20 protein-coding genes and 1 pseudogene are annotated in these 19,130 nt (G+C 47.2%); 10 read left to right on the forward strand and 11 right to left on the reverse strand.

Annotated elements, in window-relative coordinates; translation table 11 throughout:
* From QUA07_RS05740 to QUA07_RS05750, 3 genes and pseudogenes are all read right to left on the reverse strand, one after another.
* On the reverse strand, positions 1 to 108 hold a 108-nt coding region (locus QUA07_RS05740; protein WP_333323477.1), incomplete at its 3' end, for a tetratricopeptide repeat protein.
* Positions 109 to 173: 65 nt separating this feature from the next.
* Positions 174 to 785: pseudogene (locus QUA07_RS05745) on the reverse strand (tetratricopeptide repeat protein); the annotation flags it as partial.
* Positions 786 to 1,182: 397 nt separating this feature from the next.
* Positions 1,183 to 2,403, reverse strand: coding sequence for an FtsW/RodA/SpoVE family cell cycle protein (locus QUA07_RS05750; protein WP_333294893.1), 1,221 nt, complete (start codon positions 2,401 to 2,403; stop codon positions 1,183 to 1,185).
* A 36-nt stretch (positions 2,404 to 2,439) separates the two neighbouring features.
* Between QUA07_RS05750 and QUA07_RS05755 the strand changes: the two genes are divergently transcribed.
* Entirely contained in the window at positions 2,440 to 2,862 is a 423-nt protein-coding gene (locus tag QUA07_RS05755) for an EamA family transporter (RefSeq protein WP_333294895.1), read from the forward strand.
* 118 nt (positions 2,863 to 2,980) lie between these two features.
* Here QUA07_RS05755 and QUA07_RS05760 read toward each other — a convergent pair whose 3' ends face one another.
* The 4 genes from QUA07_RS05760 to QUA07_RS05775 form a co-directional block, all read right to left on the reverse strand.
* The gene (locus QUA07_RS05760; RefSeq protein ID WP_006634929.1) at positions 2,981 to 3,184 is read right to left on the reverse strand and encodes a phycobilisome linker polypeptide; all 204 of its coding nucleotides are present in this window, start codon (positions 3,182 to 3,184) and stop codon (positions 2,981 to 2,983) included.
* 340 nt (positions 3,185 to 3,524) lie between these two features.
* Positions 3,525 to 4,010 (reverse strand): allophycocyanin subunit beta, encoded by a 486-nt coding sequence (apcB, locus tag QUA07_RS05765; protein ID WP_006634930.1) that lies wholly within the window; start codon positions 4,008 to 4,010, stop codon positions 3,525 to 3,527.
* Positions 4,011 to 4,186: 176 nt separating this feature from the next.
* The gene (apcA, locus tag QUA07_RS05770) at positions 4,187 to 4,672 is read right to left on the reverse strand and encodes an allophycocyanin subunit alpha (protein ID WP_333036136.1); all 486 of its coding nucleotides are present in this window, start codon (positions 4,670 to 4,672) and stop codon (positions 4,187 to 4,189) included.
* Positions 4,673 to 5,177: 505 nt separating this feature from the next.
* A complete protein-coding gene (locus tag QUA07_RS05775; protein ID WP_333323310.1) occupies positions 5,178 to 5,327 on the reverse strand; it encodes a hypothetical protein in 150 nt (49 codons plus the stop codon).
* 403 nt (positions 5,328 to 5,730) lie between these two features.
* Here QUA07_RS05775 and QUA07_RS05780 point away from each other — a divergent pair, with 403 nt between their 5' ends.
* The gene (locus QUA07_RS05780) at positions 5,731 to 6,933 is read left to right on the forward strand and encodes a hypothetical protein (RefSeq protein WP_333323311.1); all 1,203 of its coding nucleotides are present in this window, start codon (positions 5,731 to 5,733) and stop codon (positions 6,931 to 6,933) included.
* 192 nt (positions 6,934 to 7,125) lie between these two features.
* On the opposite strand, the gene QUA07_RS05785 is transcribed toward QUA07_RS05780, so the two are convergent.
* Entirely contained in the window at positions 7,126 to 7,710 is a 585-nt protein-coding gene (locus QUA07_RS05785) for an endonuclease dU (protein WP_333323313.1), read from the reverse strand.
* Positions 7,711 to 7,808: 98 nt separating this feature from the next.
* Here QUA07_RS05785 and glpK point away from each other — a divergent pair, with 98 nt between their 5' ends.
* The 6 genes from glpK (at position 7,809) to rpmA (ending at position 11,941) form a co-directional block, all read left to right on the forward strand.
* Complete coding sequence (gene glpK / locus QUA07_RS05790; protein WP_333323317.1) at positions 7,809 to 9,296, forward strand: glycerol kinase GlpK; 1,488 nt, start codon at positions 7,809 to 7,811, stop codon at positions 9,294 to 9,296.
* Between the two features lie 74 nt (positions 9,297 to 9,370).
* Entirely contained in the window at positions 9,371 to 9,742 is a 372-nt protein-coding gene (locus QUA07_RS05795) for a c-type cytochrome (RefSeq protein WP_333323319.1), read from the forward strand.
* Positions 9,743 to 9,928: 186 nt separating this feature from the next.
* Positions 9,929 to 10,429: a DUF3122 domain-containing protein gene (locus QUA07_RS05800; protein WP_333323321.1), complete on the forward strand. Its 501-nt coding sequence runs from the start codon at positions 9,929 to 9,931 to the stop codon at positions 10,427 to 10,429.
* Between the two features lie 325 nt (positions 10,430 to 10,754).
* The gene (locus QUA07_RS05805) at positions 10,755 to 10,970 is read left to right on the forward strand and encodes a hypothetical protein (RefSeq protein ID WP_015176895.1); all 216 of its coding nucleotides are present in this window, start codon (positions 10,755 to 10,757) and stop codon (positions 10,968 to 10,970) included.
* A gap of 263 nt (positions 10,971 to 11,233) precedes the next feature.
* Positions 11,234 to 11,626: a 50S ribosomal protein L21 gene (gene rplU, locus QUA07_RS05810; RefSeq protein ID WP_172190164.1), complete on the forward strand. Its 393-nt coding sequence runs from the start codon at positions 11,234 to 11,236 to the stop codon at positions 11,624 to 11,626.
* A 27-nt stretch (positions 11,627 to 11,653) separates the two neighbouring features.
* Entirely contained in the window at positions 11,654 to 11,941 is a 288-nt protein-coding gene (gene rpmA / locus QUA07_RS05815) for a 50S ribosomal protein L27 (RefSeq protein WP_333323322.1), read from the forward strand.
* Positions 11,942 to 12,142: 201 nt separating this feature from the next.
* Here rpmA and thiS read toward each other — a convergent pair whose 3' ends face one another.
* Both thiS and QUA07_RS05825 read right to left on the reverse strand, forming a co-directional pair.
* A complete protein-coding gene (gene thiS / locus QUA07_RS05820; protein ID WP_015176890.1) occupies positions 12,143 to 12,355 on the reverse strand; it encodes a sulfur carrier protein ThiS in 213 nt (70 codons plus the stop codon).
* Between the two features lie 97 nt (positions 12,356 to 12,452).
* Positions 12,453 to 13,535 (reverse strand): thiamine phosphate synthase, encoded by a 1,083-nt coding sequence (locus QUA07_RS05825; protein WP_333323324.1) that lies wholly within the window; start codon positions 13,533 to 13,535, stop codon positions 12,453 to 12,455.
* A 222-nt stretch (positions 13,536 to 13,757) separates the two neighbouring features.
* On the opposite strand from QUA07_RS05825, the gene QUA07_RS05830 reads away from it, so the two are divergent.
* On the forward strand, positions 13,758 to 15,635 hold the full coding sequence (locus QUA07_RS05830) for a DUF1565 domain-containing protein (RefSeq protein ID WP_333323326.1): 1,878 nt from the start codon (positions 13,758 to 13,760) through the stop codon (positions 15,633 to 15,635).
* Positions 15,636 to 16,247: 612 nt separating this feature from the next.
* Here QUA07_RS05830 and QUA07_RS05835 read toward each other — a convergent pair.
* Complete coding sequence (locus QUA07_RS05835) at positions 16,248 to 16,925, reverse strand: peptidoglycan-binding protein (RefSeq protein ID WP_333323328.1); 678 nt, start codon at positions 16,923 to 16,925, stop codon at positions 16,248 to 16,250.
* 264 nt (positions 16,926 to 17,189) lie between these two features.
* On the opposite strand from QUA07_RS05835, the gene QUA07_RS05840 reads away from it, so the two are divergent.
* Positions 17,190 to 19,118: an SdrD B-like domain-containing protein gene (locus QUA07_RS05840; protein ID WP_333323330.1), complete on the forward strand. Its 1,929-nt coding sequence runs from the start codon at positions 17,190 to 17,192 to the stop codon at positions 19,116 to 19,118.
* Positions 19,119 to 19,130 lie beyond the last annotated feature (12 nt).

The following is a 19,130-nucleotide window of genomic DNA, read 5'->3' on the forward strand; positions in this document are numbered from 1 at the left end:
ACTTTGGCGGTGTTTAATTTCTCGGGCGATCGCCAAATGCTGCTGAGCGTACTCGATCGCTTTGGCGTAGTCGCCGAGGGAATCGTAAGCAAGTCCCAGATTTCCCAGAGCCCCCCCTCACTTTGGCGGTGTTTAATTTCTCGGGCGATCGCCAAATGCTGCTGAGCGTACTCGATCGCTTTGGCGTAGTCGCCGATGTTACGGTAAGCACTTCCGAGACTTCCCAGAGCTTTCCCCTCGCCTTGGCGGTCTTTAATTTCTCGCGCGATCGCCAACACCTGCTGAGTGTACTCGATCCCTTTGGCGTAGTCGCCGAGGGAAAAGTAAGCACTTCCCAGATTACCCAGAGCTCTCGCCTCGCTTTGGCGGTCTTTAATTTCTCGCGCGATCGCCAACACCTGCTGAGTGTACTCGATGGCTTTGGCGTAGTCGCCGAGGGAATCGTAAGCAAGTCCCAGATTTCCCAGAGCTTTCCCCTCGCTTTGGCGGTCTTTTATTTCTCGATAAATTATTAGTGCCTGTTGCCAAGACTGCAATGCAGCTTGAAATTGACTAATCTGATACTGCTGAAGCCCTTGCTTGAACAGTCGGTCTGCTTCGGCTTTCCGCTCAGCTTGGGTTTGAGCCAAGGCCTGAGAATTGATGATTTTAAATTGAGAATTAGGGATAAACCGAAACTCACCTACAGTCAGCGCCGCTAAGATTGAGATCAGTGCCGACCATCCAATTTTTTGCAGTTTCATAACTTTTGAGAGAGCTCTGGTTTGAATATCCGCTTGACACATCAAAATATTGCTAACACTTATTAAAGCTCAAATGCCACTCCATGAGAATTGTCTGTCTTGATTTTCCTCCCCCTATCTACAGCAACACATTTGTAGCCGGAAAAGATATCATTAAGCGGTGCATCTATTTAGGACTAAACTCAATGGCTAACTCAACTCAAGAAACACCGCAACCAGACAAAAAAGAATTAACTGAGATCACAGCTAAACCTCAAGAACAACAAGAAGAACCGCCAAATAAAGGTGACGGGCGGAAATAGTCGATCGCTCGGAATGATACCGCAGCAGAAGATAAAGAAACCGGGTTTTTTGACTTTTATTGAAGGTTTTAACCAAATATTGTGGTTAAAAAACCCGGTTTCTAGTCATCCGCGAGTTTAGGAAATAACTTGACAAATTATTCGGGTTGTGGAGTGCCGTTGTTCGATGGCAACTTCGGCTTTCCCGACTTTCCACGGAGGCCGTTTAAAGAAACCACATCAGCCTCAGAACTCTCCCTAGCCACCCGAATCAGCAACCCCGACAACAACAAACTTGCCAACATCGAAGAACCCCCGTAACTAAAAAACGGCAGCGGCAAACCCGTAGTCGGCAAAACCCCCGTCGCCACCCCAATATTCAGCAACGACTGTCCCACCATCACCACCATCACCCCAATCGCCACCAACTGAGACTCAATATTCCGGGCCTTCATCGCTACCCTCAAAGCCACAGTAGAGTAAGCCGCCAACATCAGCAACAGCGAGAAACCTCCCACCAAACCAAACTCCTCAGCAAACACAGCAAAAATAAAATCGCTGTACTGAATCGGCAAATAAAATAACTTTTGCTGCGACATCCCCAAACCCACACCCCAAATGCCCCCAGAACCCACAGCCAGGAGACTTTGAATCAACTGATAGCCGTCTTGCATCGGATCAGCCCAAGGATTGAGGAAAGACATAATCCGGCGGCGCTGATATTCCCTAAAACTAATACTTAAAACGGCTAAAAGCATTCCCCCCATAGCCGTTGCGCCCAACTGCAAGTAAGGCAAGCCCGCCGCCAAAGCCACCAACCACAAAGTCATCCCGCACAAAGCCGTGGTACTTAAATTTGGCTGCAACAAAATTCCCAAAAGCATTGCACCGAAAATTAACAGCCAAGTTAAGCGAACTTTATTCGTCAACCGGGACCAGTTGCCGAAAATGCGGGCGCTTTGGAGAACAAAAAACGGCTTGATCAACTCAGAAGGTTGAATAATCGGAACCGGGCCCAGAGATATCCAGCGAGTCGCCCCGTTGATTGTTGTTCCCACCCCCGGAACTAAGGTCAACCAGAGCAATCCCAGCAGCAACAAAACGCCTAACTGAGATGTTTTCATCAGGTAGCGCAGGGGGGAGTATACCATCAAGTTAAAACCGGCCAGCCCGATCGCCACTGCGATTAGCTGTCGTTTAAAATAATAAAGGCCGTCTCCAAATTCATAATTTGCAATGGGATAGGAAGCCGAAAACAATGCTGTCAGCCCGACAAACAGCCACAGAAAAGTTAGCCACCTCAGCCACCGAGCCTCAGCGGCCCATTGAGACGCGCTGGGGTCAAAAAAAGGAATCAAGCGTCGAATGTCATTAGCCATAGGATTTTAGAACGATCTCAATAAACTCTAACAAAGATGGCTAAAGCACCAGATTGGTTAATTTACGCATTAATCTGTTCGCTATTATATGGTTTGTGGGGATTTTTTGGGAATTTAGCGACTAAATATATTGACTACAAAACTGCTTTTGTTTATGAAGCAATTGGCGCTATTTTAACTACTTTATTTATTATTATCAAAACTAATAATTTTAGTTTTGAGGGAGATGTTAGGGGAATTTTGTTTGCCATGTTAGTTGGCGTTTGTGGCACTGTGGCATCATTAGTATTTTTTATAGCCCTTGGCAAAGGTGAAGTTGCCAATGTAGTGAGTGTTACGTCTATCTACCCGCTGATTACTATATTATTATCGTCTTTATTCTTGAAAGAGGCTATTACGTTACCACAAATGCTTGCTGTTTTGTTAGCGATAATCGCAGTTATACTTTCTGCTTATTAAAATATTTGTCAATGATTAAATTAACAACGCTGGACATTCTTTCTTCTGCTATAACTATAACAAACAAAAAAGAGGTCGATCGCGACCTCTTACCCCTCTACTAATCCAGCTTCGGCTCTTACAGTAGACCTGTATTAGCTCCGGGCTTACCGGTAGCCAGTTGCACTTTAATAATTCTGCCGCCCATTTTCATAATTCTTTGCTGTTCCCGGAACCAGTTGTCGTAAGGAACGAGCTTAGTAAAATAGGTATTTTGCAATTCGCGCTGAGTGCGGATGCGGGTTTGACTTGGGACGCAAGCAGTCACCTTAAACATTCTCATGGGAAACTAACTCCTGAGTAGGTTTACAGATTATTAGATGGATTTTTTAAAGATTGAAGGCAGGGAGTTAGGAGTCAAAACTAGCTCGTTAAAACTCGTCGGGCTTTCTCGACCAGCCTTTGACGGTCTAGCAATCACTCTCAACTTCCCTGACCTCTTTTCAAAGTCAAAGGTAACAAGTCCAAAGTAAAAAGTGAAAAGTTAAAAGAGGCAAGAAATAAATCTTCTTCCTTCTTCCGACTTCCATCGGACTGAAATCTGTTACATCCGTTACATCCGTTACATCCGTTACAGAATCCGTTGCCGAACTTCCTTCTTCCTTCTTCCTTCTTCCTGAGTCTTAGCTCAAGCCAGAGCAGATGTAGTCGAAATAGACGCCCATTTCTTTACCAGCGTCAGAACCGACCAAACCGGCGGTGACTTCTTTCATTGCTTGGATTGCTTGTACGGTAGAACCGATGGGCACGCCCAAGGAGTTGTAGGTTTCTTTCAAACCGTTGAGCACGCGCTCATCGAGGATGGAAGGGTCGCCAGCTAGCATAGCGTAGGTGGCATAGCGGAGGTAGTAGTCCAAGTCGCGGATGCAAGCTGCATAACGACGAGTGGTGTACATATTGCCGCCGGGACGAGTTACATCAGAGTACAACAGAGACTTAGCGACTGCTTCTTTGACGATTGTGGCTGCATTGGCGCTGATGGCTGTAGCGGCGCGGACGCGCAGTTCACCAGAAGCAAAGTAGTTCTTGAGCTTGTCTAGAGCGCTGATGTCCAGGTACTTACCTTGAACGTCAGAGGAATTGATAACGGCGGTAATTGCGTCTTGCATGGTTGTCTTGTTTCCTAGAAAGTGGCTGAGTCAGTCCAATTTTGGAGCTAGAATTTGGAATTTGGGATTTGGGATTTGAGATTTTTAACTGGCTGGTTATTTGCAATAGCTTTTAACTGGTTGCCGGCAACCCCCAATTTTTCAATCTAAAATCGAAAACCTAAAATCAAAATTCCTTACTGCATCGCACCGATAACGTAGTCGAAGTAAGAGGAAGCTTCGGAAGCATCTTCTCCAGACAGCAGCGAGCTTGCTGCATTTTTCATAGCGCGAACGCCTTCGGCGACGGCTTCAATCGGGGTTCCGAGAGATTTGTACATTTCGCGGACGCCGACAATACCGATTTCTTCGATCGGAGTAATGTCGCCAGCTACGATTCCGTAGGTAATCAAACGCAGGTAGTAGTCCATGTCGCGCAAGCAAGTTGCGGTCATTTCTTCGCCGTAAGCGTTGCCGCCGGGAGAAACGATATCAGGGCGCTTTTGGAAAAGTTGGTCGCCTGCTTGCTTGACGATGCGTTCGCGGGATTCGCTCAAAATTTGGGCGATGCGGACGCGGCGTTCACCAGAGGTGACGAAGCTTTTGATCCGATCTAATTCACCTGGGCTCAAGTAGCGAGCTTCGGCGTCTGCGTTGACGATTGATTTGGTGACGATACTCATCTTGTGTGTACCCGCTGGATATTTTGCTATATGAACTGCTCTGCGCTGAGCTAGCGAAAGCGGGCGCTTGTGTCCCGTATCTTTCCTGCTCAGGCAGGAGCTTTGACGGGGAAGGCTGGACTTTCCACACTCAGCAACTGTTGAAGTTGTTGGCGGTTGACTGCCTTCGGTGCTTAACGGCGCTTGTTCTTCACACCGGTGCGGTTGTGAGTGCTCGCACTAAGCCTGTCGCTTACAATACCATAAATGACTGATGCGATCTTTAATTTATGATAAAGATTGCAGCAGACCACTTAGTGGCGATCGAGTGACTATCGGGCAGTTAGTAAGGATATTGCTTCTCTGACACAACTACCTCTCGCAAGTATTTTGAGGCATTATGTTCACATTCTGAGTGTTACTGTAATAGTTTGTAACATTCCTTTTCATATTGGGGCCCTCGCTGGGGTCTTCTCCGTTAAAATTTCACAGTTAAAAAATTGCTAAAATTATCGGGCAGCAAGGGTTACAGGCGATCGAGCATTGAGCGGGAATTATGACGGGCGATCGCGCGAGGGTCAAAGACTTCTCCCTGAGAGGGAGACAAGCGGGAGATGGGGGGAGACAGGCGGGAGACAGGCGGGGAGAGGTGCGATCGTCTCACATCTTGCACCATTCTGAATAAGTCTTGGACGGGCGGAATCTCTTACCCATTGGTGTGCACTTAAGGTAAAACCGATAGTCCGTCAGGGGTTGAAACCCCTGCCTCAAAGCGAAAGTCCTCTCAAAGAGGACTAAGGAATGATTCAGTCCTCTTTGAGAGGACTTTTGCTACTAGACAGGGAATGAATTCCCTGGTGGACTGCTGGGTCAGCGGGAGGACTGGCGGACTAAAAGCTTAAGTTGACACCAATGGTTCCTGCCCAACCTCTACTACTCATAAGAAAACTCAACTCTTTGTGTTTGTGGAACAGGCATCTTGCCTGTTCTCGATCGCGATGCCAGATAATAAGATCATCGGAAATCCTAAGTTTCGAGCTTGTAGCTAGATTTGACTCTCACTTTAAATCTGGTGCGCCGTGAAAAGAAATCTATCAGCCATTAAAAAAGCTTTACAGTTTGGGATTAGCGGTGCTGTCGGCGGTTTCGTCGGCAATCTCATCACCGAACCTTTCATGCAGGGTCTCACTGGTTCGGAATCTGTTTTTGACAGTGTATTTTCTACCGCTCGCTGGTTTGGATTGGTAGGCGGTGGCATTGCTACTGCTATTATGTTCGGCTATTATTACTATATCAAAGGCAAACCTCAAATTAAACAGGCTTTAAAAAATGGCGGCTTGTTTGGTTTAATAGCAGGAGCGATTTCTGGGGCGATCGCAGAAGGTATTTACAGCGGAATTGGCGACGGAAACAACGAATTATTACGAGTAATTTGCTGGGGAATAGCTGGCAGTTTGTTAGGACTGGGACTGGCACAGCGGATTCCTAATTTGGGAGCGCTTCGCGGCACTGGAGGCGGCGGTGTTGGAGGAGTTTTGGGCGGCTGTTTGTTTATTCTGTTTGCTTACAATTTATCGGGTACAGCAGGCCGCTTAGCTGGCTGTGCTGCGATCGGTTTTTGGATTGGAATTATGCTAGTTGTAGCTGAAACTTTGTTCAACAAAGCTTGGCTGGTAATTAGTTACGATACCGGAGCAAATCGCACTCTCACTCTGGGTTCGGAACCAGTGACTTTTGGCAGTGATGAAAATTTGTCTATTATCTGCATTCCTAATGTTTCACCCTTGGCAATGCGGTTTCAATTAGAAGCAGGTCAAATTGTTTGCGAGAATGTTGATAGCGGGGCGGTGAGTTATTTGCGATCGGGCGACCAAAAGAAAATCGGCAACTGTACAATTACAGTAGGAAACTCTGACTTGCCAGCCCCAACACCAGCAAATATTCCGCCTACCTTTATATCAGATCAGCCCGCAGTAAATTCTTTTACCAGCAGGCAATTTTCTCTGAAATTAGGCAGTCGAGTTATTCCTCTGAGTGCGGGAACTCAACTATTCACCTCTGACATACCGAGTTTAACAGCCGCAGCATCTAACGGTCTTGTAGCTATAGTCACTTCTCGATCGAGAAACGAGCTTTCATTAGGATTGACCAATTTGTGCGATCGCGCTTGGTGGGCTACCGACATTCAAGGTGATATAAAAATGGTAGAACCTGAAAGTACCCTGACTTTGGCGTTGGGAACTCAAATCGAATTTGGTGAATTAGAGGGCGAGATTGTCTAAGTAAGAGACTAGAAACTGAGATATTGCACCATTGTCAATAAGTCTGTCATGGGCGGGCAGGATGCCCACCCCACAAGAAAATTTACTCTTTGTGGAACGGGCATCTTGCCCGTTCTTAACGGGTTCTCCGGGGCACCAATCAGAAAAGTTAGTCTGTGTGGAATGGGCATCTTGCCCGTTCTTAACAATAATTCAAGCAGAACTGCTGCTAACTCCATTAATTACCGCCGCACCAATCAAATGAGCTAAACGCAAAGCTTCAGGAACTTTTCCAGTGTCTGTCAAACGCTGAAGCACCAGCGCAATTACTTCCGGTTTTTCGCCACAAACTTGAAAAAAGAAAGGTTCAAAAGCGTGAATTTTACCAGCGCGGCGCAACAATTCTAAACGATATTCCGAGTCGGGTAAATGACCGAGGGCTTTTTCAACAGCAGCTAAATCTGGTTGGCGACGCATGACAGCAACGCACGGAATTTGCAGCCGCGATGCTAACTGGGGAAGGTCAATAATATTGAAGCCACCGAAAGCAATTCCGTCTAGCAAAACCAGATGCAATTGCGGCAAAAATTTGCCTCCGATGAGTAGCCCAGAAATGGCATCCGTGGCATCTAATCCGTCGGGGAGGACTTGTCCCCACACCATTCCTTCAAATCGAGTTCCCCCGCAGACTATGCCCGCGATCGACACCAGACTGCCGCTTGTACGAGAAAACGGAGCGTCGTCAAAGCCAATAACCTTAATTGTGCGATCGAGCCTGAGCAAATCTACCAGTTTCAACTTGTGGAGTTCCCTAAACTAAAGTTTTTGAGATTAGGTTGTGTTTTACATAGTATCATATACGTTAAATAGCTCATTACTAAAAAGGTTTTAGACAATTGGCAAAAAAATACGTAGCAGCGATCGACCAAGGAACCACCAGCACCAGATTTATCATATTCGATCGCCGGGGACAGATAATTTGCAGCAACCAACAAGAACACCAGCAAATTTATCCGCAACCAGGATGGGTTGAACACAATCCCGATGAAATTTGGCAGCGCACCCAAAGTGTGATTAAAAATGCTCTTGAAATCGGCAATATCGACCCGCAAGATATTGCTGCTCTCGGTATTACCAACCAGCGCGAAACTACAATTGTTTGGAACAGAAAAACGGGCAAATCTTATGGAAATGCGATTGTTTGGCAAGATACTCGCACTCACCAAATTTGCGAAAGATTAGCGGAGTTTGAGGGCAAAGATCGATTTCAAAAACGATGCGGTTTGCCGCTGGCAACTTATTTCAGCGGGCCGAAGATTAAGTGGATGTTGGACAATATTCCAGGATTGCGGGAAGCTGCAAATCAAGGGGATGCAATTTTTGGCAATGTCGATACTTTTCTGATTTGGCACCTGACTGGCGGCGCGCACATTACCGATGTTACCAACGCCAGCCGCACGATGCTGATGGATTTGCAAACTCTCGATTGGGATGCCGAAACTTTGGAAATAATGGCAATTCCCCGCCAGATGCTGCCAGAAATTCGCCCTTCGAGTCAAGTTTTTGGAACGGCAAAAGGATTGCTTGCAGGTGTTCCGATTGCTGCTGCTTTGGGCGATCAGCAGGCCGCCCTCGTCGGGCAAACTTGTTTCAGTCTGGGGGAGGCAAAAAATACTTACGGTACGGGCTGTTTTATGCTGCTGAATACTGGTGAGACGATCGTCCCTTCAAACCAAGGATTACTAACAACAGTCGCCTACAAGATGGGGGAATCGCCCGCTGTGTATGCTTTGGAAGGCAGTATTGCGATCGCCGGAGCTCTTGTGCAGTGGCTGCGCGACAATTTGGGCATCATCAACACATCTGCGGAAGTAGAAACATTAGCAAATACCGTCGAAGATAGCGGCGGAGTTTACGTTGTCCCGGCTTTTTCTGGACTCTACGCACCCTATTGGAAAGATAGCGCCCGCGGAGTAATTGCAGGTTTAACTCGCTACGTGACTAAGGCACACATTGCCCGCGCAGTATTGGAAGCGACAGCGTGGCAAACGCGGGAAATATTGGATGCTATGAATCAGGATTCTGCTGTGCAGCTTTTGTCTTTAAAAGTAGACGGAGGTATGGTGGGAAATCACACGCTGATGCAGTTTCAGAGTGATGTTTTGGGAGTGCCTGTGGTGCGGCCTGTGGTAGCAGAAACTACTGCACTCGGTGCGGCTTACGCGGCTGGTTTGGCGGTGGGTTTTTGGAGTCAGCTAGCCGAATTGCGCGATAATTGGGCGGTGGATTGTACTTGGGAACCGAAAATGCCGATCGCACTTCGCGAACAAAAATATCGCTTTTGGAAAAAAGCAGTTTCCCGCACATTCGATTGGGAAGAATAAATCGCTGAGTTAACCCCAAAATCCGTATTTAGTGATATCCTTAAATCCAGCACTATTTTTCAAATTGCAAATAGATGATTTCGCTAAAGAACTTAAAAAACATTATCACCGCCTTTCTATTGATACTGACACTGGCATTTGTAGGAATCGCCACTAATTCCCAAATCGCCCTCGCAGATACAACTACAAATCCCACAACTGCAGCCGAAGTCTTCAGCGCCAACTGTGCAGGCTGTCACATCAACGGCAGCAACATTATCAGGCGCGGCAAAAACTTGAAACAAAAAGCCTTAAAAAAATACGGCATGGATTCCATCGCCAACATTTCCAACTTAGTAACCAACGGCAAAGGTATTATGCCAGCTTACAAAGAGCGTTTGTCGGAACAACAAATTATCGATGTTTCAGCTTATGTGCTATCCCAAGCTGAAACTGATTGGAAATAAAGCTGATTATGGAGATTGTCAGAGCAGGTTTAGCGCTTAACTTGGTCATCCATGAATAATATTTATACAAACAAAGCCTGCCTGCTTTTTATCTTCTATTGTTCATTCCTTAATAATCTCAATACAAAATCTATCATTTTTTCTATGTTCTGGTGAAAAAGTGTAAATTATCGGAGGTATTGCAAGGTGAAAAAACATTATTGTTGGCGTAGAACTTTAACTGTTATTAGCTTGTGCGTGTATCTAATGTTAGCTGTCAGCGCGCCCGCTTTCGCCTCGATTCACAAATATCCAGAAACTGCCGAGACAGTAATGTTCCGATCCGTACAAAGCCTGCGTGATACAGATGACAAAGCATGGCAAGTTGTTTTGTACAAGCGAGTCAAGTCGGGAGTAGTAAAGTCTTTAAATCTGAGATTAGTAGGATTTCCCGGAACAGAATTGCAGCACCCGGTTCCGCTGAAAGTTGTGGCGGGGCAGCGCGAAATTGGCAATGCTAATGATATTTGGAACGAGTCTGGTTTGCCAATTAATGTCGGAGAATACGATTTCAAATCAATAATTACACAAGTGGAAAGTAATCGACCTTTGCTGTTGAAATTTCCCGTGAAAAATCAAAAAGAAACAGAATTGCTGGTTCCTCCTTTTGCTGTCAGAGAATGGCGGCTGTTGTTAGACAGAAACTAAATATACCAATTTAATCGCACTCTACATTTAAAATCCAGACAATTTGCAATGTTACAAATCGCTATGTTTAAATTCTGCCTTAAGGTAGATTTAACGTAGTTGAAGGATAATGTTGTCTGACACAAACTAAAGATACCAATTTAATCGCACTCTACATTTAAAATAGCTACAGTTTCATCGATGTATCAAAAATAACTTTATTTACATAGACCTTAAGGTAGATTTAACCTATTTTAAGGGTAATTATGAAACAAACTAAAAGCTGAGTTAGTCTGGTGACAAAACTTCAGTGTTTTAACGTAGGTGTATTCAGGGTAAATCTACTATGACTTTAATCAGTAAAATTGTCCGAAAAGCATTGGCAACAGGTTACTTAACGGTTGAGGCCGAAGAACAGTTGCGACAGCAGTTGCAGATGACTAAGTACGGTTTAGAAGATTTTGAGGCTTTTATTAATTTGCAAAAAGAGGTGATGGAGGGTAGGGTGAAACAGCAAGCTTTGGAATTGTTGCGATCGCGCAAATGTTCTGCGACGGCTTGAATCCAGTCCGATCGCCCTTTTGGAGAAATGGGATAAAAAGGTTACAGCATCTTCTATTTTTATCCCTAATTAGAAATTTCCGGGGCGATCGAACTTGACAAAAACACCCTAGTCAGCAATAATAGTAGATTGTCTGTCTAAATCCGGCTCGGATCAGGTTAAGACATTCCAAAAGCTGGAGAGCAGTCAGCAGTCAAAAGTCCACAACGACCAATGACCAATGACTCATCAGCTACCTGTACGGCAATTTCAACCACCATCCCATGACTTACGCAATCATTGAAACCGGCGGCAAACAATTTCGGGTAGAACCAGGCCGCTTCTACGACATCGAACTGCTTCACGTTGAAGCTGAATCCAAAGTCACCATAGACAAAGTATTTCTGATCCAGCACGAAGGCGAGGTTCATATCGGCCAGCCTCTACTAGAAAATGCCACAGTAGAAGGAACGGTTCTACGGCATTTCCGGGGCCGCAAAGTCCTCGTCTACAAGATGAAGCCGAAAAAGAAAACTCGGAAGAAAAAAGGGCACCGTCAAGAAACAACTCGCTTTATGATTGACTCGATTAGCGTCAACGGTACAGTCTTGGCCGCCAGAGACTTAACAGCAGCAGTTGTTGAAACCCCCCAAACCGCCGAAACTGATTCAGAATAAAAAATAGTAAATACAGTTGAGGATATTATGGCCCACAAGAAAGGTACAGGCAGTACACGTAACGGACGCGACTCTAATTCTCAGCGTCTGGGTGTCAAAAAGTACGGCGGTCAAGTTGTCAGAGCTGGCAACATTTTGATCCGTCAACGCGGCACCAAATTTCACCCTGGTAATAATGTTGGTATCGGCAGAGATGATACTCTGTTTGCCATGATTGACGGTGTGGTGACTTTTGAAAGAAAAGGCAAAACTCGCAAGAAAGTCAGCATTTATCCTGTTGTAGCAGCACCTGTGGCTGAACCTGTGGCAGTTTAATTCTACGTTCCTAGGTTCGGCTAATTCTTGATAACTTAACGTAGAACCGATAGTCCGACAGGGGTTGAAACCCCTGCCTCAAAGCTAAAGTCCTCTGAAGAGGACTGAAGAACTCATTAGTCCTCTTGAGAGGACTTTAGCTATTAGCCAGGGAATTCATTCCCTGGCGGACTAGAGGCTTAATTTGTCACGAATTTGTCGCTACCCTCCCCCGACAATTGTGACAACTTCTAAGATGTCGCCCTCTTGCATCTGTGTAGTTTCCCAAAATTGTTTGTGCAGAATTTCCCCGTTGTACTCCACAGCCACCAAGCGCGGGTTTAATCCCAATTGTTCTAGTAATTTTGGTAACGGTGTGTCGATCGCACAATTGCGGGTTTCTCCGTTAACTTGCAGCGCAATTTGATTTATCATCAGTAAAATATCTGTTTGTAGGGCGGGTTTGGTAACAAAATTATATTTTATGCACAGATTTCCTGTGCTAAACCCGCCCTACAAATCGCAAATAAACCTAGGTTTTCCCCTGCAAAGCTTTTTGAGCTTTTAGATTCTGCATCCGAATCAACTGCGAGATGAAAAACTGCGTGACTAAAGTAGGCTGTTCTGCTTCCATAATCGCGCGTACTGTGGCAACCCTTTGAGCTCCGGCATTCAATATTTCATCGAGGTTGTTGATATCAATTCCGCCGATCGCAAACCACGGAATCGGCGACTTATCAGCAGCATACCGCACATAGTCCAAACCCGCCGCCTGTTTATCAGGTTTAGTAGGAGTGGAATAAACAGGCCCAACTCCAATGTAGTCGGCTCCCTCTTCAATAGCTCGCTGCATTTCCTCGCCATTCGTAGTAGAACGACCGATGATCCGTCCCGGGCCGAGCAACTTGCGCGCTTCCGCCACAGGCCAATCTCCCTGCCCTAAGTGTACGCCGTCGGCATCCGCTGCTATCGCCAAATCCACGCGATCGTTCACAATCAGCAAAGCATCGTAGCGGTGACAAAGTTCGCAAAGCTGGCGCGCGTTAGCCAGCTTTGCGCCGTCGTCTGAGCTTTTGTCGCGGTACTGCACCAAAGTCAGTCCGCCTTGCAAAGCAGCTTCCACGACTCCCATCAAGTTGTCTCTGGGCGAAGTTACGAGGTATAACTGCGATCGAAGTAACTGCTGGTAGCGCCGGTAAGCCAGCAAATCGCTTTCGAGAGTATAAACCCGATAGCGCATCTGCTTAAAAGCCGCGCCCATATTCCGATCGTAAATTTTGCCATACTCTTCGAGTACCCGCAGAGCTTCTTCCACCCTACAGAAATTCGCTTCCAGTAGCTGCTGAATGCTCGAACGCTGCTCTTCCTGCGGGTGAGTCAACTCCGTACCCGGATCGGCCGGCGTATCCCTAGCACTGCGAAGTTCTGCGACGTGCCAAGCAGCCAATTCTTGACGCAGTTGCTTGCACTCGCCAGCTAAATCGGCGTTATTGAGACCAAACCTGCACCATTCTTCAATAATTCTCAACCCTTCGCGCGATCGATCTAAATTTGCATCTAAAATCCGGCAGAGGGCTGGCTGTGCCGGTAAAGTTCTGTTTTGTTTGTCGGTCATTCACAACCACCCTAATTATAATTAATTCTACCAGTCAAACCGCTACATTGTCACAGGCCGTCAAGATTGTGGCAAAGCAGGCGGCTTAATTTTGGCATAAACCAATGCAAATTCGACAATATTTTTTTAAGTTTTATTGAATTTCATGAAAACAAAGCATAATAGATCAAACTTGATGAGAGTGGAATCGTTAAACTGCATACCACACTTCGGAGGAGAGCCGTGAGGTTAGCAGAACAACACAAAAGATTAACAGAAGAAGACCCCAGCAGGCGGGTGAAATCAAAGTTCGATCGCGAAAACCCGACACCAAACTCGGGAAGCGGAACTCGGATCGCAAATCAGTGGGGTTTATTTATGCTCCCAAACTCTCAATATAGCGAGTGCAAAGAAAAGCGATCGCAAAAATCTTGTTTGAGTTCTTGCCTTTTGCTCGTTTTTGCCACCACCGCCCTTTGCAACCATCAACCGTCAGTTATCGCTGCCGGGATACCGGGAGTGCAGCTACTTTCTCAGACGCTGCTGAGCGACATCAACATACTGTACGTCAGCTCGACAGGAGGCAGCGACACGGGGGGCAACGGCAGCGATCAAGCTCCGTTCAAAACCCTTACCTACGCCTTAAGCGTCGCCCCACCCAAGACAGCGATTTTGCTAGCGCCCGGTACTTACAGCGAGCAAACCGGCGAAAAATTTCCATTAATGCTCAGACCCAGCGTGACAGTTCAGGGAAATCCCAACACTCGCGGTCAGAATATTGTCATCAAAGGCGGAGGATACTTTATCAGTCCGACTTCGGCGGGTCAAAATATTGCGATTTTAGGCGCAGACGGGGCGGGCCTCAGCGGGGTGACGGTGACGAATACCAACTATCGCGGTTACGCTTTGTGGATCGAATCGAGTTCTCCGACGGTTGTCAACAATACTTTTTCTGGCAGCACTCACGACGGCATTTCGGTAGTGGGTACTTCCAGGCCGACGATTGGCGGGAATGTTTTCTCGAAGAATGGAGCTAACGGCATTACAATTTTTGGCAGTTCCCAGCCGGAAGTTCGAGATAATGTGTTTGAAAACACGGGATTTGGGGTGAATGTAGCGCAGAACGCTTCGCCTCTGCTAATCGGTAACAAAATTACTCGCAATAAAGATGGCGTGGTGGTGCAAGCTAATGCTAGACCTGTGCTGCGTAACAATTATATCGAGAGTAATCGCCGGGACGGAATTGTGGCGATCGCGAGCTCTCTGCCGGATTTGGGAACTGCAGCCGAACCGGGGGGCAATGTCATTCGCAACAACGGTCAGTACGATGTCAACAATGCGGCAAAAGGTCAAGTAATCCCAGCTTACGGCAATCAATTGTCGAGCAGCCGGACGACGGGCTCGGTTGATGTGGCGGGAACTTTTACCCCTGGGCCAATGGGGGGAAGCGCTTTGCAGCTAACGACCGATCGACCCCCCAGCATCGGTGGGCCAGACACTTCTCTCCCTGCTTACACTCCCGGGCGGCTAAGTCCCAGAGTAGAAAGAGCGCCACTTCCCCCGCCTGCGCCCGTTTCCCAGCGACCGGTGCAAAATCGACCCGCACCGCGAAGCGCCCAGTTGCGACAAGAACTTTCTCCGAGGAATGCCGCTGCTTCATCGGTAGCCCAAGGGGCGATCGCAATTCCCGTGCCCGATCCGAATTATCGATCAATTTCGGAAAGTTCGGTACAGCAACCAATGATTCCTCCCAATTTTGATAGTTCGAGTTCGGTTTCTTCCGAGGGTAGATTGCCGGTTCCGGGTCGCAACATTCCGATAGGAAGGGGTGGCTATGTACCTGCACTTTTAGGGGGGAATTCTTTGCCCGATGCCGAGGATAATTCGCCGTCATTCGATCGAGCCAGAGCTTTGGGTTTCCGGTATCGAGTTGTGGTGGATACCGACAGTTGGCGCGATCGACAAAAAATGCAATCTCTCGTTCCCGGTGCTTTTCGCTCTTTTTCCAGCGGGCGATCGGTGATGCAAGCCGGTGCTTTTCGGGAACTCGAAAAAGCTGAGGAATTGCTACAAATGCTCAGCGCTAACGGTTTGAATGCTCGAATTGAAGAAATTCAATGAAATGGTCATTAGTCATTAGTTAACGGTTGACTGTTGACTCTTGACTGTTGACAGCCAAAGACTGCTGACTACTTCAAAAAAATCTCAAAATTTTAGGGCCTAGCATATCGGATGCCAGACCCTAAAAAGTTTGTAAATTAAGTTGATTCAAGTGGGTTTTTAGTTCTGCTGAGTTTCAGCAAACTACAACTAAGGTGGACTTTTTGGCAACTACTCTGTAGACGAGCTAGCTATCAGCGGAGTCTATTCAGACTTCTGTGTTTGATTGTGCGATCGCAACTTTTGATTAATCCAATAGCCTCAAGCTATTTAACAAATCTCGATCCCAATGTCAACCTTTCTTTGCTAATAAACTACACGGTTCAGGCGTTGCCTGCGGACTAGAGCCGAGCGGGACAAATACTCTAATTCCAAGTTTTTTATCCAAGTTTTTTGTGCTTCTTGGTTTTGCCCCTCATGTTTTTAAGTTAACACCAACTGCGCGCATAAAAACACTTTGTTTACCAAACTTGACACTTTTTGATGTGATGAAATACTTCCAAAAGCGATTATTAACAATTTGTACGATCGCTCGATCGCGCAACGTGCATAGCCGGCCGTTTTCGCTTGCTGTCAACGCAGCAGAGCTTCCCAAGTTGCGCGGCCGACAATGCCGTCTGCTGGCAGTTGATATTGTCGCTGAGCCGCCTTGACAGCAGCTTGAGTTTCCGGGCCAAACACGCCGTCAGCACTCACCCGCAAAAATCCCTTGGCCCGCAGCCGTTCTTGCAAATCTCTGACTGCAGCCCCCCGCATTCGTCTTCTCAAAACCGGAAAATTTGTTGGCTGCCCTTGGGGGTTGATCTCTGAGTTGTCGGCAGTTACAGGATCGTTAGCGATCGGGTTTTCGATCGCGCTCGGAGTCGCAGGAAACAGCCGGTTCCAAGTATCTTGACCGACTATTCCGTCGGGAGGCAGACCTGCTGCTTCTTGGAACTGAGACACAGATCTAGCGGTGCTTTGTGAGAAAATCCCGTCTACAGTGTCAGCGTAAAAGCCCAACAATTGAAGAGCAGCTTGGAGTTCGATCACTTCTGAGCCGCGGCTGCCCAATTTGATTGCGGGGCGGACGATCGCACCTGTTTGAGCGATCGGGCTGTTGCTGTTACTCTGTTCGGAGGTAGGTAGCTGTGCGACAGCAGGAGTAGGGGCGATCGAGCTCATTGCCAATAAACCGCACAAACTCCAGCCGAAGAGCAAACTCGGAACCTCGCGGGCTTCATTCCAGCTTGCTGTCAAGTTTTGGGACATTGGGAATTCGACCTCTGCAAAACTGGTAGCGATCGTACATCAAATCTGGAAAAAATTGGGAATTTAGGCATAGGGAATTGGGCATAAGGCATTAACTGACTCCCTGGCTATGTCTGCGAACCAGTTAACTCAAAACTCACAACTTTTCCCCCCTTCCCTTTCCTAAAAATAATTTATCCTCTCAAATAGCTGCAATTGGCAAAAAAACTGCTAGATTGCCCTACAGAAAACATTGAACCGCGTTCATTGGGCCCCAGCAACACCATGTCCGAATCCACCCCCACCAGAATTGCCAGCCAAATAGACATCGGCAACGTCAACATCGGGAACTTCCAAGTCGGCAGCATCAGCGGCACTAAATACAACGATTTTAACGCCAACGGCCTCCCTGATCCCGGAGAAGTCCCCATTCCCAACTGGCAAATCTACCTCGACCTCAACAACAACGGCCAGCCAGAATTTAACGAACCTTCCACCGTCACAAACGCGCAAGGCAACTACATCTTCGCCAACCTGCCACCGGGAACTTACCAAGTTAGGGAAGTCCAGCAGCCGAACTTTCGCCAAACTACCCCAAATCCCGCACCCATCACGATTACCAGTGGCACAAATGCTGGCAATATCAATTTTGGCAACAACTTTAACGCAGGGACGATCGCAGGCACAAAATTCAACGACATCAACAACAACAGCAGCCGAGATCCTGGGGAACAAGGGCTAGCTAACTGGCAAATTTACCTCGACCTCAACCGCAACAACAGGCTCGACGCCGACGAACCTTTTACATTTACAAACGTTGAAGGCAATTACGCTTTTGTCAATATTCCCGCCGATACATATTTGGTGAGAGAAGTCCAGCAACCGGGTTTTCTCCAAACCACACCTGACCCCGGCCCGGTTAACGTTACTTCCAACGCCACTGTCAACAACATCAATTTTGGCAATGTCTTTTTTGTCGGCAGCATCAGCGGTGTCAAGTTCAACGACCTCAATGCCAACAGCGTCAGAGACGCGACAGACCCGCCTCTGGCAAACTGGCCAATTTACCTCGACCTCAACGGCAACAGCAGCTTTGATCCGGGCGAACCCAATACCATCACAAACCCCCAAGGCAACTACACTTTTGCCAATGTTTCTCCCGGCAGATATTTGGTGAGGGAAGTTCAGCAACCGGGATGGGTACAGACTACGCCAAATCCAGGCCCGATCGACATCATCGGCAATACCAACGCAGTCGGCGTCAATTTCGGCAACAATTTTCCTACCGGCAGCATCAGCGGCTTCAAGTTCAACGACCTCAACGCTAACGGTATCAACGAACCGACGGAACCGAGAGTTGCCAACTGGCCGATTTACCTTGATTTCAACAACAACGGCAGTTTAGATCCGGGCGAACCTTCGACTTTAACCAACCCCGAAGGTAATTTCTCTTTTATCAATTTACCTCAAGGAACCTATGTGGCGAGGGAAGTCCCGCAGCCCGGTTTTCGACAAACCACGCCCAATCCGACTCCGATCACCGTGGGCAACGGCACAAATGCCACTAATCTCAGCTTTGGCAATGTATTGGTGACTGGCACCATCAGCGGTGTGAAATTTAACGATTTTAACGCCAACGGCCGCCTAGATCCTGGGGAACCCCCAATCGCCAATACTCAAATTTATATCGACCTCAACAACAACAGCAGTTTAGATCCGGGCGAAGCGAGTACCTTAAGCGACCTTCAAGGCAATTACAGTTTCCGCAATGTTCCGGTAGGTAGTTATGTTGTCCGCGAAGTTCCGCCGCCCGGTTTCATTCAAACGACTCCGCCTGCGGTGGTTGTTGTCTCGGCAGAGATTGGGGCTAGCAGCATCGATTTGGTGACTGGAGAGGCTGAGGGTAGGTCGGCTAAATCCTGGAAGGGCGACCCGTTAACGGATGCCAACAGCTATACGAGACCCGAACCTGCGGGTAATATGGGGGCGGATAGCTTGCTTTTGAGCCAGGGTCGTGATAGTGATCAAATTAGTAAATTTTTGAGTGATGGATTTTTTGCAAATTTAGGCAATATTCCTAACTTTGGGCAACAGAATGTCGGTCTGGAGCCTAATTCACAAGTTGGTAATTGTGTCAATATCAATGAATTAGATAATGGGGTGATCGCTGACTGGTTTGTGCCGATGGGTGTGAGGAATTTCCCGGTTAAGTAGGGTGAGACAAAG

Source organism: Microcoleus sp. T3_A4 (assembly GCF_036700465.1).
Lineage (GTDB): Bacteria > Cyanobacteriota > Cyanobacteriia > Cyanobacteriales > Microcoleaceae > Microcoleus.